Raw genomic sequence first — 15,969 nt, forward strand, 5'->3', positions numbered from 1 at the left:
GCGCGGCGCACCGCCGCCCCCGCAACCTCGCCTTACGGCTGCGCCGGGACGTTCAAGCCCCGCTGCACGGCCGGACGGGCCAGCCCGCGCCCCAGCCAGGCGGCCACGCGCGGAAAATCCGCATAGCCGACCAGTTCGCCCGCCCCATAGTGTTCGACCAGGTTGCGCACCCAGCCGAGGATGGCGATGTCGGCGATGGTGTAGTCGTCGCCCATGATCCAGGTTCGGCCCTCCAGACGCCCCTCCAGCACGCCCAGCAGACGCCGCGATTCCGCGACGTAGCGATCGCGCGGCCGCTTGTCCTCGAATTCGCGGCCCGCGTATTTATGGAAGAAGCCGACCTGGCCGAACATCGGACCGATGGCCGCCATCTGGAAGAAGACCCACTGCAGCGTCTCATAGCGCGCCGCCGGATCGGTCGGCAGGAAGCGCCCCGTCTTCTCCGCCAGATAGACCAGGATGGCGCCGGACTCGAACAGGGCCAGCGGCTTCCCACCCGGCCCGTCGGGGTCGATGATGGCGGGGATCTTGCCGTTGGGGTTCAGCGACAGGAATTCCGGCGTCCAGGTCTCATTGTTGAGGATATCGACCAGGTGCGCCTCATAGGGCAGGCCCAGCTCCTCCAGCAGGATGGAGACCTTCACCCCATTGGGCGTCGCCAGCGAATAGAGCTGCAGCCGGTCGGGATATTGCGGCGGAAACGGACGGGTGACGGGAAAGGCGGACAGATCGGCCATGGGGCGCTCCAGGTCGGGTTGAGCCCCTAATGTCGGGAGCTTCAGCCAAACCGCAACCGCTTCGGCATCAGTCTTCGTCGCGATCGCTGACTTCGGTCGGGCGGACGATGCGCAGCCAGCCCTCATTGATGTGCAGTTCCGGCGCCGCCTCGCGGGTGAAGGGCAGATACCAGGTCGGGCCGCCCTCGGCCGGGGCGATCTCCAGCATGTCGTCGGCGCCGAAGTTCTGGACCGACTTCACCTTGCCCAGCACCACATCGGCCGGATCGCGGCCCTCCAGCCCGACCAGATCGGTCAGGTAGAACTCGTCTTCATCAGGCTCTGGCAGGGCGTCGCGGGTGACGAACAGCTTCTGGCCGCGTCGGGCGTCGGCCTCTTCCTTCGTCGCGATCTCCTTGACCTTGGCCACCACGCCCGCCTTGTCCGGCCGCGCCGAGAGCAGGGTCAGCACCGGCTTGCCGTCGGCGCCCAGCAGCGGCGAATAGCCGACCAGGGCCATGGCGTCGGCGGTATAGGCGCTGATCCGCACCTCGCCCTTCACCCCGAAGGCGCCGCCGATCTGGCCGACCAGGATCAGTCTGTCTTCGCTGCTCATGGCCGGGCTCCGTTTGCCGATGCGATGGGTCCAGATAGCAGAAAAGCAGCGCCCCGGAAGGACGCTGCTTTCCCGTTTCAACCGGCCAGGGCCGGATGAGAAATAAGGCTCAGGCCTGTTCTTCGGTCGCCTCGGCGGCGACTTCAGCCGCAGGGGCTTCTTCAGCAGGCGCTTCTTCCACGGCCGGAGCGGCGGCGGCGGCGGCGGCTTCAGCGGCCTCGGCCTTGGCGGCGGCTTCGGCTTCCAGGCGGTCGGCTTCGCGCTGGGCGCGCTCGGCGGCGCGTTCCTGGGCCTTCTTGCCCGGCTCGCCCTTCTTCGGGTTGTTGCTCTGGGTCCACTTGACCTTGCCGACCAGAACTTCGTCCTGGCTCTGGCTGATGAAGCGGGCGACGCGGTCAGTCGGCTGAGCGCCCTTGGCCAGCCATTCCGAGATGCGGTCAGCCTTCAGGACGATGCGCGGGGTGGCGCTGTCCTTCGGCAGCATCGGGTTGTAGCTGCCGACGCGCTCGATGAACTTGCCGTCGCGCGGGCTGTGCGAGTCGGCGATGACGATGTGGTAGTAGGGGCGCTTCTTGGCGCCGCCGCGAGCCAGACGAATCTTCAGCATTTTCAGTCTCTTTCTAGAAAGGCGTTAGTTCTTTTTGGGGAAGCCCGGCAGACCCGGAAGGCCCCCCGGAAGTTGTCCGCCGCCCAGGCCCGCCAAGCGGTCCTGAATGGCTTTCATTTCATCGGCCGAGGGTTCCGGCATCTTGCCGCCGCCCAGAGCCTTCAGGCGGTTCATATCAGGACCGCCGCCGCCCATGCCGGGCAGGCCGCCCATCATGGAGGCCATCTTCTGCAGGTTCTTGCCGCCGCCCTTAGACAGCGACTTGACCATGTCGGCCATCTGCCGGTGCTGTTTCAGCAGGCGATTGATATCCTGAACCTCGACGCCAGCGCCCTTGGCCACGCGCTTCTTGCGGCTGGCGTTCAGCAGGTCGGGCTTCTTGCGCTCGGCCTTGGTCATGGAGCTGATGACGGCCAGCTGGCGGTCGATCATCTTGTCCGAGACGTTGTTCTCGGCCATCTGGTTCTTCAGCTTGGCCACGCCGGGCAGCAGGCCCATGATGCCCTGAAGACCGCCCATCTTCTTCATCTGGTTCAGCTGGCCCGCCAGGTCGTCCAGGTCGAACTGGCCCTTAGCCAGCTTGCGGGCCATCTTCTCGGCCTTGGCCTGGTCCAGCTCGCCCGCGGCCTTTTCGACCAGGGCGACGATGTCCCCCTGACCCAGAATACGACCGGCGACGCGGCGGGCGTCGAAGACGTCCAGCGCATCGACCTTTTCGCCCGCGCCCAGATATTTGATCGGCAGGCCGGTGACGGCGCGCATCGACAGCATGGCGCCGCCGCGTCCGTCGCCGTCCGCGCGGGTCAGCACCAGGCCGGTCAGCGGCAGACGCTCATGGAAGGCGGCGGCGGTGCGCACCGCGTCCTGACCGGTCAGGCTGTCGGCGACCAGCAGGGTCTCGATCGGCTTGGCGATCTCGGCGACCTCAGCCACCTCGTTCATCAACCCTTCGTCCAGGGTGATGCGGCCGGCGGTGTCGAGGATCAGGACGTCGAAGCCCTGAAGCTTGGCCGACTGCAGCGCGCGGCGGGTGATCTGGACCGCGCTCTCGCCCGCCACGATGGGCAGGGTCGCAATCTCGATCTGCTGGCCCAGAGTGGCCAGTTGCTCCATGGCCGCCGGACGACGCGTGTCCAGCGAGGCCATCATGACCTTCTTCTTGTCGAACTTCGACAGACGCAGGGCCAGCTTGGCCGAGGTCGTCGTCTTGCCCGAGCCCTGCAGACCGGCCATCAGCACGACGGCGGGCGGGGTCGCATTGGTGTTCAGCGGAACCGGCTCTTCGCCGCCCAGCATCTCGACCAGACCGTCATAGACGATCTTGACCACCTGATCGGCGGGCTTGACCGCGCGGATGACTTCCTCGCCGGTCGCGGCCGTCTTGGCGCGGGCGATGAAGTCCTTGACCACCGGCAGGGCGACGTCGGCCTCGAGCAGGGCGACGCGGACCTCGCGCAGGGCCTCCTCGACATCCTTTTCGGACAGGGCGCCGCGGCCGGTGATCCGGTCGAAAACGCCTGTCAGCCGCTCGTTCAGAGCCTCGAACATTCAAACCCTTTCATGCGCCTGGGCCTTAAGCCTCCATGAGAAACGCCCATAGGCGGGCGACCTCTGCGAACGATCACGTCGACAGAGGCCCTCTCCGGGCTCATCCATCCATGAAAGGATGGGGTCGTCCCGGTGGAGGCGCAGGTTCAATTGCGCCGGAAGTCGCGGCTTATGGCGGAAAAGCAAGGTGATGTCGACTCCGTTTCTCGCGACGAAAGGCGACCACACGAAGGGTTTCTGCGTTGCAGCATGGGCTGGCGCGTTCGGATCCCGCTGATACGGTTCCTGCCCGGCCTCCCCGCTGAGAGACAATCCACATGACCCAGACCTCCGAGTTTCCCCATGATCGTCTCCGCGACGAGGTCCGGCTGCTGGGCGCCTTGCTGGGCGAGGTGATCCGCGACGAGGGCGGCCAGGCGCTCTACGACCGTATCGAGGCGGTGCGTCAGGCCTCGGTGGCCTATCATCGCGATCCGGGATCGGACGGCGCCTCGGAGCTGGAGCGGCTGCTGGGCGAGCTGTCGCTGGATCAGGCCATCGGCCTGACGCACGGCTTCGCCGCCTTCTCCCTATTGGCCAATGTCGCCGAGGACCGGGCGGGCAAGCGCCGCGCCCAGGCCCAGGCCGAGGCGGGCGAACGGGCCGACACTCCCGAGGGCGCGCTCAAGCGTCTGGCCGAGGCGGGCGCCGACAGGGCGGCGGTGCGCGACCTGCTGGCCCAGGCCCTGATCTCGCCGGTCCTGACCGCCCACCCGTCCGAAGTGCGGCGCAAGAGCGTCATCGACCGCACCACGGCGGTCGGCGAGCTACTGGACGGCTGCGACCGCGACGGGATCGCCTGCGACGCCGAAACCCTGAAGGCGGCCCTGCGCCGTCAGATCGTCATCCTTTGGGCCACGCGGCTAACCCGCGCATCGGCCCTGGTGGTGCAGGACGAGATCGACACCGTGGTCGACTGGCTACAGCGCATCTTCCTGCATGTCGCCCCGGCCCAGCTGGCCGAGTGGCGCCGCCTGCTGGACGCGCCGGATCTGACGCCCTTCGTGCGCATCGGCTCCTGGGTCGGCGGCGACCGCGACGGCAATCCCAACGTCGACGCCGACACCCTGCGCGCCGCCTTCCGCAGCCAAGCCCGCGCGGCGCTGGGCTTCTATCTGGACGAGGTGCACGCCTTGGGCGCCGAACTCAGCCTGTCCATCGACCTGAGCCGCGTCACGCCTGAACTGGCCGCCCTGGCCAAGGGATCCGGCGACGCCTCCATCCAGCGCGCGGACGAGCCCTATCGCCGGGCGCTCAGCCAGATATACGCCCGCCTGTCGGCCGCCCACCCCGCCCTGACCGGCGAGCCGACGCCGCGCCCGGCCCGTTTCGAGGCCCCGGCCTACGACGGCCCCGACGCCTTCCGCGCCAATCTGAACGTGCTGCACGACAGTCTGGTGCGGACCCACGGCGCCGTCTTCGCCGATGACCGGCTGGCGCGGCTGATCACGGCGGCGGACGTGTTCGGCTTCCACATGGCGACGCTGGACCTGCGCCAGAACTCGGACGTGCATCAGCGCGTGGTCTCCGACCTGCTGAAGGTCGCGGGCGTCTGCCCCGACTACGCCGCCCTGGACGAAGTCGAACGGCTGGCCGTGCTGGCGCGCGAGTTGGCCAGTCCCCGTCCCCTCTTCTCACACTATGCCGACTATGCGGCCGAGACGCTGAAGGAGCGCGCCATCCTTCAGGCCGCCGCCGAGGCCCTGGCGACCTTCGGACCGCAGGCGATCCGCACCCATATCGTGTCCAAGACCGACGCCGCCTCGGACATGCTGGAGGTGTATCTGCTGCTCAAGGAGGTCGGTCTCTACGACCCGGCCGCCCCCGGCGCCTGTCCCATCCAGGCCGCGCCCCTGTTCGAGACCATCGACGACCTGCGCGCCGCCCGCGCCACGCTGGAGCGCGTCCTGGCCGAGCCTTCCGCTCGCGCCGTGGCCGAGGCGCGCGGGGTGCAGGAGGTGATGATCGGCTATTCCGACAGCAATAAGGACGGCTCCTACCTGACCTCGGGCTGGGAACTGCACGAGGCCTCGCGCGCCCTGCTGGAGGTCACGCGCGCGGCGGGGGTGCGGCTGCAGCTTTTCCACGGCCGGGGCGGCGCCGTGGGGCGGGGCGGCGGTTCCGCCTTCTCGGCCGTTCTGGGCCAGCCCGCCGGCACCGTCGCGGGCCGCATCCGCGTCACCGAACAGGGCGAGGTCATCGCCAACAAATACGGCGAGCCGGAGGTGGCCCAGCGCAACCTGGACGCCCTGACCTGCGGCGCCCTGCTGGTCTCGCTGGGGCCGCAGTCCGACGCGGGCTACAGCGCCCAGCACGGCGCCACGGCCGCGCGCCTGTCCGCCGCCTCGATGAAGGCCTATCGCGCCCTCGTCTATGAGACGCCCGGATTCGTCGACTATTTCCGCGCCGCCACCCCCATCGCCGAGATCGCCGACCTGAAGATCGGCTCGCGCCCGGCCAGCCGCACGGCCTCACCCGCCATCGAGGATCTGCGCGCCATTCCCTGGGTGTTCAGCTGGTCGCAGTCGCGGGTCATGCTGCCCGGCTGGTTCGGCTTCGGCTCGGCGGTTCAGGGCGAAGACCCGGCCGAACTGCGCGCCATGGCCGAGGCCTGGCCCTTCTTCCGCACCGTGGTCCAGAACATGGAGATGGTGATGGCCAAGGCCGACATGGCCATCGCCCGCCGCTACGCCGGCCTGGTCCCCGACGCCGCCCTGGCCGAGCGCATCTATGACGCCATCCGCGCCGAGTGGGACCGCACCGTCGCCGCCGTCCTGTCGATCACCGGCCAACAGGCTCTATTGGGCGGCCAGCCCGAACTGGACCGGCTGATCCGCCAGCGGATGCCCTATGTCGAGCCGCTGAACCATGTGCAGATCGAACTGATCCGCCGCCGCCGCGCAGGCGACGATGACCCGCGCGTCCGCAACGGCATCCTGCTGGCCATCAACGGCGTGGCCGCGGGCCTCAGGAACAGCGGCTGATCACAGCCACCGGGTCCGCTTGAAGGTGACGTACAGGCCGATGCAGATGGCGACGATCAAGGCCAGCACCGCCGGATAGCCATAGGTCCAGCGCAGCTCGGGCATGTAGTCGAAATTCATGCCGTAGATGCCCGCCACCGCCGTCGGCGTCGCCAGGATGGCGGCCCAGGCGGCCAGTTTGCGGGTGATCACGCCCTGGCGCTGCTGCTCCAGCAGGTTGGACACTTCGAACACCGAGGCCAGGATGTCGCGCAGGCCCGCCGCCCGGCTGGCGACGCGACGCACATGGTCGGCCACGTCGCGGAAGTAAGGGCGGACCTCGCGGTCGATGCAGGGCAGGTCCAGCGACTGCAGCTTGACGCAGACCTCCTCCATCGGCCCCAGCACCCGGCTGAACTTGAGCAGTTCGCGGCGCAGCTGGAACAGGCGGGTGATGTCGGCGCGCGACAGGAAGCTGTCGAGGGCGACCTGCTCCATCTCCAGCACCTTGTCCTCGATGGCGTCGATGATGGGGATGTAGCCGTCGACGATGAAGTCCAGCACCCCGTGCAGGATGAAATCCGGCCCGTGGCTCAACTGGTGCGGCGAGGCCTCCAGCTGGGCGCGCAGCTGGGTATGGGCGCGCGCCGAGCCGTGACGGATGGTGATGACGTAGTTGGGGCCGACGAAGACGTGGGTCTCCCCGTACAGGATGCGATCGCCCTTGGCCTGGGCCGTGCGCGCGACGATGAACAGCTCGGAGCCATAGACCTCCAGCTTGGGGATCTGGTGCGCCGTCAAGGCGTCCTCGACCGCCAGGGGGTGCAGGTGAAAGCGGCGGACCAGAACGTCGAACTCATCGTCCGTCGGCTCATGCAGGCCGATCCACAGGTATTCGCCCTTGGCCAAGGCCAGGCCCTGATCCGTCAGCGGCGCCTCGCGCACCCGCTTGCCGTCCTTGTAGACGTAGGAGGCGACGACGCTCATGGGCGCTCCTTCTTTGCTGGGCCGCGATCAGAAAGCTCCGCCTTGGCCGCTTCGCGCCGCCCTTCGGGTCTCGACGCGACGCGACCCGTGACACAGCCAAGGCTTAGCATGAACACCGACGCCGTCGAGACTTCTCCCTCTTCGTCATCCTCGGGCTTGACCCGAGGATCAAGCGCCGACGCGCGCGCGTCCGATCATCGCTGAGCAGGCTGACCGTCCGATCCTCGGGTCAAGCCCGAGGATGACGGCGTGAGAACAGGCATAAGAAAAGGCCCGGCGGATTTCTCCACCAGGCCCCTTCAACTTTGTTAGCCAACGGCCTCAAGCAGGCCGAAGGCCGATAGGCCACTCAAAATGAGCGGTAGGCCCCTTAGGAAACAGGGAAGCCGCGCACCTTCAGCAGGGCCGCCACGTCCGGGTTGCGGCCGCGGAACTGGCGATAGGCGTCGCCGCGGTCCGTGGTGTTGCCCGGCGCCAGGATGATCGACTTGAAGCGGCCGCCGATGTCCGGGTTGAAGACGTCGCCCGACTCCTCGAAGTAGGCCCAGGTGTCGGCGTCCATCACTTCCGACCACAGGTAGGAGTAGTAGCCGGCCGAATAGGCGTCTGAGGTGAACAGGTGATTGAACTGCGGCAGGCGGTGCCGCATCACGATCTCCTTGGGCATGCCCAGACGGCCCAGCGAGGCCTTTTCGAAGGCGTCGATGTCGGTCGGCGGCGTCGCCTGGGTGTGCAGGTCCATGTCGACCAGGGCCGAGGACAGGTAGCTGACCGTGGCGTAGCCCTGGTTGAAGGTCGAGGAGGCCTCGATCTTGTCCACCAGCGCCTGCGGCATCGGCTGCTTGGTCTCGACGTGCTTCATGTAGCCGTCGAGGATCGGGCGGCTCAGCACCCAGTGCTCGTGCACCTGCGACGGGTATTCCACGAAGTCGCGCGGCGTGTTGCCGAACGACGGATAGGTCACCACCGACGAGAAGTAGTGCAGGGCGTGGCCGAACTCGTGGAACAGGGTCTCGGCGTCGTCCAACGAGATCAGCAGCGGCTGACCGTCCGGCGCCTTGACGAAGTTGTTGTTGTTCGAGGCCAGGATCGGCTTCGAACCCGTCAGCTTCGAGAACGAGCGATAGGTGGTCATCCAGGCGCCCGAACGCTTGCCCGGACGGGCGAAGTCGTCGGCGTAGAACAGGCCGATCAGCTTGCCGGTGGCCTTGTCCGTGACCTCATAGGTGGTCACGTCCGGCTCGAAGGTCGAGACGGTTCCCTTGGGCAGTTGCTTGAAGACGAAGCCGTACAGGCGCTCGGCCATGTAGAAGGAGGCCGCGCGCACGGCGTGCAGTTCGAAGTAGGGCTTCAGCTCGTTCTGATCGAGGTCGTACTTCGCCTTACGCACCTTCTCGGCGTAGTAGAGGTAGTCCCACGGCTCGATGTCGTGACCGGCGATCGCCTTCATGTCGGCGACCTCCTCGGCGACGCGGGCCTTGGCCGGGGCCCAGACGCGCTGCATCAGGTCCATCGCCGCGGCCGGGGTCTTGGCCATGGTGTCCTGCATGCGCCATTCGGCGTGGTTGCCGAAGCCCAGCAGGCGGGCGCGCTGCTGACGCAGGGCGACGATGCGGGCGATAGTCGACTTGGTGTCGTTGGCGTCGCCGTTGTCGCCGCGCTTGGCGAACTTGGTCCAGACCTGCTGACGCAGGGCGCGGTCGTCAGCGAAGGTCAGGAAGGGATCGACGCTGGAGCGGGTGTTGACGATGGCCCAGCCCTGAACGTTGCGCGTGCGCGCGGCGGCGGCGGCGGCGGCCTTGTTCGAGTCCGGCAGGCCCTTCAGACCCGCCTCATTGGCGATGACGGTCCAGGTGTTCTCGTCGGCGACCACCTTCTGGCCGAAGCCAGTGAAGGCGTTCGACAGGTCGGTGTTGATGCGGCCCAGTTCGGCCTTGCCGGCGGCGTTCAGGGCGGCGCCGTTGCGCACGAAGGCGTCGCGGCTGCGTTCGGCCAGACGCTTCTGCTGGGCGTTCAAGCCCGCCGCGTCGGCGCCGTCGGCCACGGCCTTGATGCGGGCGAACAGCTTCTCGTTGAAGGTGATCTCGTCCGAGGCGGCCGACAGGATCGGCGACAGCTCGGTCTCCAGCACGTCCCACTGCTCGCCGCCGATGTTCGAGGTCATGACGCTGAACACGTTCATGGCGCGGTCCAGCGGCTCGCCCGCCATCTCCATCGCCGCCATGGTGTTGGCGAAGGTCGGGGCTTCGGCGTTGTTCGCGATCGCGGCGATGTCGGCGCGTTGCAGTTCGATGCCTTCCAGGATGGCTTCGCGCATCTTGGGCGCCGTCACCTTGTCCCACGGCGGCACGCCCTCATAAGGGCCGGTCCAGGGCTGCAGCAGCTCGGCGCGCGGCGCGGCGGCCGGCAGGACGGCGCGGGCGATGCGGGCCTCATCGGCAGTCGTCAGGGCGGCAACGGCGCCGCTCACGGCGTTCTCCACGGCCCCAGCCGAGGCGCAGCCCGACAGGGCGAAGAGGCTCGCGCCCCCGATGAGAAGATGACGTCTGTGCATCCAGGTCTCCCAACCGTTTGTTGTTCTGACGCGGCCGCCTGTCCGGATGACGGAGCCGTCGCATGCAATCGATGTAATCCTAACCATTGGACGGCGAAACCCCGTGGGTCTAAAGGCCGCTCATGGCGATAGGCGTTTTCGACTCCGGCGTGGGGGGCCTGACGGTCCACCGCGAACTCACGACCCGCTTTCCGACGCGGGATTTCATCTATCTGGGCGATCAGGCCCACGCTCCCTATGGCGGGCGCAACGGCGAGGATATCGTCGAACTGACGCGCGCCGGGTGCGAGCGCCTGTTTGAGGCGGGCGCCTCCGTGGTCGTCCTGGCCTGCAACACGGCCTCGGCCATCGCCCTGCGTCGTCTGCAGCAGACCTGGATTCCGGGGATGCGCGAAAAGCTGGGCCGCCCGGTCAACGTCCTGGGCATTATCGTCCCGACCATCGAGGCGGCCACCGGCCTGCCCTGGTCGTTCGAGGCCGAGCGCAACGGACGGCTGGAAGGCGAGAAGAAGCAGGCGATCGACATCACCGGCGTCTTCTGCACCGCCGCCACGGCCATGAGCCGGGTCTATGAGATCGAGATCGACAAGCGCCGCGACGATCTGGCCGTCTTCACCGAGGCCTGCCCCGGTCTGGCCGGTCTGATCGAGCTGGGCGCCCCGCCGGAAGAGCTGAAGGTGGTGGTCGACGACCACGTCGACGCCCTGCGCCGCCGCATCGGCCGCCACCCGGACAAGGCCATCCTGGGCTGCACCCACTATGAGATCGTGGCCGACCTGTTCGCCCAGGCCCTGCCGCCCGGCGTCCAGGTCATCAGCCAGCCCGCCGCCGTGGCCGACTCTCTGGAGCGCTATTTCGACCGCCACCCGGAGTACGACCTGGGCTCGTCGTCGCGCCGCGACTTCCTGACCACGGGCGCGCCCGGCCCGCAGTCGGACCTGGTCGCCCAGTTCTGGGGCGCGCCCCTGACGTTCGATCCGGCCTGAGACAAGGCCCGCTATTCGGCGGAACGCGCCCTGTTGCGTCGCTGGCCGAAGGTCGGGGCCCGCTCCTTCTGCTGCGCCCAATAGGTCGGGCCGTCGTCCGGCTTGAACATGGTGCGCGGCACGCCGTTGCGGTCCACCACGGCGAAGGTGTTGGTCGAGGCCTGATAGAACAGGGTGTCGCCGTTCGACCGCTTCACGGTCTCGGTGCCGGACGGCGTACTCTCGGTGAAGGCCTGAACCTTCTGCAGATAATCCTCGGCCGACCTGGCGCCGAAGTCCGCGCCGTTGCGCTCGTACAGCCGCTGCACCTTGGCGTCGGCGGTTTCCCGCCGATTGGCCGTGACCGGCGGCTTGGCCGCTTCCAGCGGCGCGGCATCCGCCACGCCGTCTTGCGCCCCCTCTGAAACCAGGCCGACCGGCTCGGCCGTGCTGCGATCCCGCGTCTCGACCGCCGAGCCGCCGCTGTCGCATCCCGCCAGAACCAGAATCGCCGCAGCCAGGGCCGCAGACATCCGCATATGCATGGCATCCCCTCCTGAAAATCCGCCGAACACAGTTAGGCATACAATTTTTGTTCCGGCAATGTTCCATTGACGGAAACGTCAGCGACGTCGCTTTGTCTCGACGCCGTCACCCCGCCCGGCTACAGATTTCGCCATGACCGCACCCTCGCTTTCCGGCCGCAAAATCCTGCTGATCGTCGGCGGCGGCATCGCCGCCTATAAGGCGCTGGAGCTGATCCGCCTGTTCAAGAAGGCGGACGCCGAGGTGATGGCCGTGCTGACCAAGGCCGGCGCCGAGTTCGTCACCCCCATGTCGCTGGCGGCCCTGACCGGCCATCCGGTGCGGCAGGATCTGTTCATGCCGGAAGACGAGACGGCCATGGGCCATATTGAGCTGTCGCGCTGGGCCGATCTGGTGGTGGTGGCGCCCGCCACGGCCGGGCTGATCGCCAAGGCCGCCAACGGCCTGGCCGATGATCTGGCCTCGACCACGCTTCTGGCCACGGACAAGAAGGTGCTGCTGGCCCCGGCGATGAACGTGCGCATGTGGCTGCACCCGGCGGTGCGGGCCAATGTCGAGCGGCTGAAGGGCTTCGACGGCTTTCACGGCATGGCCATGGTCGGGCCGGACGACGGGATCATGGCCTGCGGCGAGTTCGGGCCGGGCCGCATGGCCGAACCGCCGGTCATCTTCGACGCCGCCGCCCGCCTGCTGGCGGGACCGGACGGCCGCCCGCTGACGGGTCGGACCGCCGTGGTCACGGCCGGGCCGACCTTCGAGCCGATCGACCCCGTGCGCGGCCTGACCAACCGTTCCAGCGGCAAGCAGGGCTACGCCGTCGCCGCCGCCCTGGCCGAACTGGGCGCGCAGGTGACGCTGATCTCCGGCCCGGTGGCGCTGGACGCGCCCGTCGGCGTGACCCGCGTCTGGGTCGAGGCCGCCATTGAGATGAAGGCCGCCGTCGAGGCGGCTCTTCCCGCCGACATCGCCGTGATGAGCGCCGCCGTCGCCGACTGGCGCGTGGACGGCGTCGCTTCAGGCAAGATCAAGAAGAAGCCGGGCGGCCCGCCGTCGCTGGCCCTGATCGAGAACCCCGACATCCTGGCGGGCGTCTCCGCCCCCGGTCCGCGCCGTCCGACACTGGTGGTCGGCTTCGCCGCCGAGACCAGCGACCTGGAAGCCAACGCCCGCGCCAAGCTCTCGCGCAAGGGGTGCGACTGGATCATCGGCAACGACGTCTCGGACGAGGTCTTCGGTTCGGACGGCAACGCCGTGACCCTGTTCACCCAGGACGGCGCCGAGCCCTGGCCGCGCCAGTCCAAGACCGAGGTGGCGCGCAAGCTGACCCTGCGCATCGCCGATCACTTCAAGGCCTAGAAGAGACCTCCCCGTCATGACCACCATCCGTGTCGAACGCCTGCCCCACGCCGAGGGTCTGGCCCTGCCCGCCTATGAGACCGCCGGTTCGGCGGGCATGGACCTGCGCGCCGCCATCGGCGAGGGCGAGACGCTGGTGCTGGAGCCCGGTCAGCGCAAGCTGGTCCCCACGGGCCTGAAGATCGCGCTTGAACCCGGCTATGAGGCCCAGGTGCGCCCGCGTTCGGGCCTGGCGCTGAAGCACGGCATCTCGGCGCCCAATTCGCCGGGCACCATCGACAGCGACTATCGCGGCGAGGTCGGGGTCATCCTGATCAACCACGGCGAGCTGCCGTTCGAGATCAAGCGCGGCGACCGCATCGCCCAGATGGTCATCGCCCGCTACGAGCAGGCCCGGATGGTCGAGGTCGAGGCGGTGGACGAGACCGCGCGCGGCGGCGGCGGCTTCGGCTCAACCGGACGTTGACGAAAGCGTCACTTTCATCCTTGCAAATATAGCTCTAGCGTAGCCGTCATGAACACGCTGGACCAGCTCGTCTACTGTAGCCGCTCGCAACTGGCGCCGGACGAGGAGGCGGCCGCGATGGCCGACATCGTTCACGTCGCCGCCTTCCTGAACGCCCGCAACGGCATCACGGGAGCGCTGGCCCTGCAGGACGGCGTGTTCGTTCAGTGCCTGGAGGGCTCGCCCACCGCCCTAGACATCCTGATGCTGCACCTGCATTTCGACGAGCGGCACGAGGAGATCGAGATCGTGGCGCGCGGCCGGATCGAGCGGCGCGCCTTCCCCGCCTGGGGCATGACCGCCCCGACGCTCGGTCGGTGCGATGCGCTCAGCCGCCTGATCACTCAGCGCTCCGACGACCTGATCGCCTGGCGCGATGCCATGAGCGCCCTCCTGACCGAACCGGCCTGACACCGCGCTCAGGCAGCGAGCCGCCGCGCGGCGCACGATAGCGCAGGGGCGCGCCAGCGCCCCACCCAGCATCATGCTTGGCGGAAACCCAGCACGTCCTGCATGTCGTAGAGGCCGGGGCGGCGGTTGCGCACCCAGGCGGCGGCGGCCACCGCGCCCTTGGCGAACAGACTGCGATCCATGGCCGAGTGCGACAGGGTCAACATCTCGTCCTCCGAGGCGAACATGACGGTGTGTTCGCCGATCACTCCGCCGGCGCGAAGGCTGGCGAAGCCGATCTTGCCCGTCTCGCGGGGGCCGGTGATGCCGTCATAGGGGGCGCTGCGCAGTTCCTCCAGATCGCGGCCCCGGCCGTTGGCGGCGGCCTCGCCCAGCATCAGGGCCGTGCCCGAGGGCGCGTCGACCTTGCGCCGGTGATGGGTCTCCAGCACCTCGATGTCCCAGTCGCGCGCGTCCAGCCGCAGGGCCGCGTGCTCGACGAGACCGATCAGGATGTTCACGCCCAGCGAGAAGTTGCCGCTCATGACAATGGCGATCTTCTCGGCGGCGGCCTCGATCTCGGCCTCCTGTTCCGGCGTCAGGCCGGTGGAGCCGACGACCAGCGCCGGTCCGCCCGCCTCGGCGCAAGCCTTGGCCAGGGCGACCGACGCCTCGGGCGTCGAGAAGTCGATGATGACGTCGCACAGCTTCAGATCGACCGTCTCGCCACGATCGAAACGAGCGGCGACCACCACGTCCTCGCGGGCGTCCAGAACCTGAGAAACGGCGCGGCCCATGCGGCCCCGGGCGCCGGAGATGCCGGCGTGGAAGATGTCGCTCACGCGGTCTCTTTCGGATTATCGGCGTCGCCGCCCAGGATGTCGGCCCAGAAGCGCTTGGCCTTGCCGGCGAAGCTGGTGTTGCGCGGCGTCTGGGTCTCGCCCAGGGAGTCCGCCAGTTCGGTCAGCAGCTCCTTCTGACGCGCGGTCAGTTCGGTCGGCGTCTCGACGAACAGCTCGACCACCAGGTCGCCGCGACCGCGCCCGTTCAGGTGCGGCATGCCCTTGCCCTTGATGCGGACGGTCTTGCCCGTCTGGGCGCCCGCGGGCACATCGACCGCCGCCCTGCACTTGCCGTCGCACGCGTCGGAGACCAGGCAGGGGGCGTCGACGATGCCGCCCAGGGCCGCCACCGTCATCGGCACCGGCACCGTGACCAGCAGGTCCAGGTTGTCGCGCTCGAACAGCTCGTGCGGCAGCACCGACAGGAAGACATAGAGGTCGCCGCGCGGTCCGCCGCGCTGGCCCGCCTCGCCCTCACCCGACAGGCGGATGCGCGAGCCGTCGTCCACGCCCGCCGGCACCTTGAGGCTGAGCTTGCGGGTCTTGCGGACCTGGCCGTGGCCACGGCAGGTGGTGCAGGGATCGGCGATCATCTCGCCCGAGCCGCCGCAGCGGGGGCAGGTGCGCTCGACCTGGAAGAAGCCGTTGGCCTGGCGCACGCGACCGGCGCCGCCGCAGGTGGAGCAGATGCTCGGCTTGGTGCCCGCCTTGGCGCCCGAGCCGTCGCAGACCTCGCAGGTCATCAGGGTCGGGATGGCGATCTCAACGTCGGCGCCCTTGTAGGCCTGCTCCAGCGTGATCTCGAGGTCGTAGCGCAGGTCCGAGCCCCGACGCGGGCCGCTCTGTTGCTGGCGCCCGCCGCCCCGGCCGCCGAAGGCGTCTCCAAAGGCGTCGCCGAAGACCTGGGAGAAGATGTCGTTGATGTCGTGGAAGCCCTGGCCGCCGCCCTGGCCGAAGGGGTTGCCCCCGCCTGCGCCGCCGCCCACGCCCGCGTGGCCGAAACGGTCATAGGCCGCGCGCTTCTGCTCGTCCGACAGGACGGTGTAGGCCTCGGAGATTTCCTTGAAGCGGGCCACGGACTCTTCGGAGCCGCCGTTGCGGTCCGGGTGGTGCTCCATCGCCAGCTTACGATAGGCGCTCTTGAGCACGACGGCGTCCACCGTCCGCTCGACCCCCAGAATCTCGTAATAGTCACGTTGCGCCATCAGGCGTTCGTCCTCTTACTTTCCCGCCGCGCCAGGGTGCTGTTCTGCCTCTCTTGATCTGGAGGCGTTCCGTTCGCGGATGACCGACGGCCTGCCTGATGACATGGGCGCCCGGTCGAATGATGCAAGT

General features: G+C 68.4%; 14 protein-coding genes. 5 read left to right on the plus strand and 9 right to left on the minus strand.

From position 1 onward, the window contains the following. Positions 1-32 precede the first annotated feature (32 nt). The 4 genes from EGK63_RS01230 to ffh form a co-directional block, all read right to left on the minus strand. A complete protein-coding gene (locus EGK63_RS01230) occupies positions 33-737 on the minus strand; it encodes a glutathione S-transferase N-terminal domain-containing protein (RefSeq protein WP_125899544.1) in 705 nt (234 codons plus the stop codon). Positions 738-804: 67 nt separating this feature from the next. Continuing rightward, entirely contained in the window at positions 805-1,332 is a 528-nt protein-coding gene (gene rimM, locus EGK63_RS01235) for a ribosome maturation factor RimM (protein ID WP_125899545.1), read from the minus strand. A 109-nt stretch (positions 1,333-1,441) separates the two neighbouring features. Next, on the minus strand, positions 1,442-1,939 hold the full coding sequence (gene rpsP, locus EGK63_RS01240; RefSeq protein ID WP_125899546.1) for a 30S ribosomal protein S16: 498 nt from the start codon (positions 1,937-1,939) through the stop codon (positions 1,442-1,444). A gap of 24 nt (positions 1,940-1,963) precedes the next feature. Further along, on the minus strand, positions 1,964-3,487 hold the full coding sequence (gene ffh / locus EGK63_RS01245; protein ID WP_125899547.1) for a signal recognition particle protein: 1,524 nt from the start codon (positions 3,485-3,487) through the stop codon (positions 1,964-1,966). Between the two features lie 317 nt (positions 3,488-3,804). Between ffh and ppc the strand changes: the two genes are divergently transcribed. Beyond that, positions 3,805-6,510 (plus strand): phosphoenolpyruvate carboxylase, encoded by a 2,706-nt coding sequence (ppc, locus tag EGK63_RS01250; protein WP_125899548.1) that lies wholly within the window; start codon positions 3,805-3,807, stop codon positions 6,508-6,510. Here the strand turns inward: ppc and EGK63_RS01255 are convergent, their stop codons facing one another. Continuing rightward, positions 6,511-7,476, minus strand: a complete 966-nt coding sequence (locus EGK63_RS01255; protein ID WP_125899549.1) for a magnesium and cobalt transport protein CorA — start codon at positions 7,474-7,476, stop codon at positions 6,511-6,513. It abuts the gene before it with no gap. Positions 7,477-7,846: 370 nt separating this feature from the next. Next, positions 7,847-10,030 carry a M3 family metallopeptidase gene (locus EGK63_RS01260; protein ID WP_125899550.1) on the minus strand — a complete coding sequence of 728 codons (2,184 nt, stop codon included), beginning with the start codon at positions 10,028-10,030 and terminating at the stop codon, positions 7,847-7,849. Positions 10,031-10,152: 122 nt separating this feature from the next. Here EGK63_RS01260 and EGK63_RS01265 point away from each other — a divergent pair, with 122 nt between their 5' ends. Beyond that, on the plus strand, positions 10,153-11,016 hold the full coding sequence (locus tag EGK63_RS01265) for a glutamate racemase (protein WP_125899551.1): 864 nt from the start codon (positions 10,153-10,155) through the stop codon (positions 11,014-11,016). Positions 11,017-11,027: 11 nt separating this feature from the next. Here the strand turns inward: EGK63_RS01265 and EGK63_RS01270 are convergent, their stop codons facing one another. Continuing rightward, the gene (locus EGK63_RS01270; RefSeq protein ID WP_125899552.1) at positions 11,028-11,540 is read right to left on the minus strand and encodes an S-type pyocin family protein; all 513 of its coding nucleotides are present in this window, start codon (positions 11,538-11,540) and stop codon (positions 11,028-11,030) included. A gap of 133 nt (positions 11,541-11,673) precedes the next feature. Here EGK63_RS01270 and coaBC point away from each other — a divergent pair, with 133 nt between their 5' ends. From coaBC to EGK63_RS01285, 3 genes are read left to right on the plus strand one after another with little or no spacing between them, the layout of a single operon-like run. Next, positions 11,674-12,897 (plus strand): bifunctional phosphopantothenoylcysteine decarboxylase/phosphopantothenate--cysteine ligase CoaBC, encoded by a 1,224-nt coding sequence (gene coaBC / locus EGK63_RS01275; RefSeq protein ID WP_125899553.1) that lies wholly within the window; start codon positions 11,674-11,676, stop codon positions 12,895-12,897. Between the two features lie 16 nt (positions 12,898-12,913). Next, positions 12,914-13,363, plus strand: a complete 450-nt coding sequence (gene dut, locus EGK63_RS01280; RefSeq protein WP_125899554.1) for a dUTP diphosphatase — start codon at positions 12,914-12,916, stop codon at positions 13,361-13,363. 48 nt (positions 13,364-13,411) lie between these two features. Then, positions 13,412-13,813: a BLUF domain-containing protein gene (locus EGK63_RS01285; protein ID WP_125899555.1), complete on the plus strand. Its 402-nt coding sequence runs from the start codon at positions 13,412-13,414 to the stop codon at positions 13,811-13,813. 71 nt (positions 13,814-13,884) lie between these two features. On the opposite strand, the gene dapB is transcribed toward EGK63_RS01285, so the two are convergent. After that, a complete protein-coding gene (gene dapB / locus EGK63_RS01290; RefSeq protein ID WP_125899556.1) occupies positions 13,885-14,634 on the minus strand; it encodes a 4-hydroxy-tetrahydrodipicolinate reductase in 750 nt (249 codons plus the stop codon). Then, positions 14,631-15,839: a molecular chaperone DnaJ gene (gene dnaJ / locus EGK63_RS01295; RefSeq protein WP_125899557.1), complete on the minus strand. Its 1,209-nt coding sequence runs from the start codon at positions 15,837-15,839 to the stop codon at positions 14,631-14,633. Before dnaJ ends, dapB begins: the two co-directional genes overlap by 4 nt. Positions 15,840-15,969: the final 130 nt, after the last annotated feature.

It is taken from the genome of Brevundimonas sp. 357, from assembly GCF_003938605.1.
Lineage (GTDB): Bacteria > Pseudomonadota > Alphaproteobacteria > Caulobacterales > Caulobacteraceae > Brevundimonas.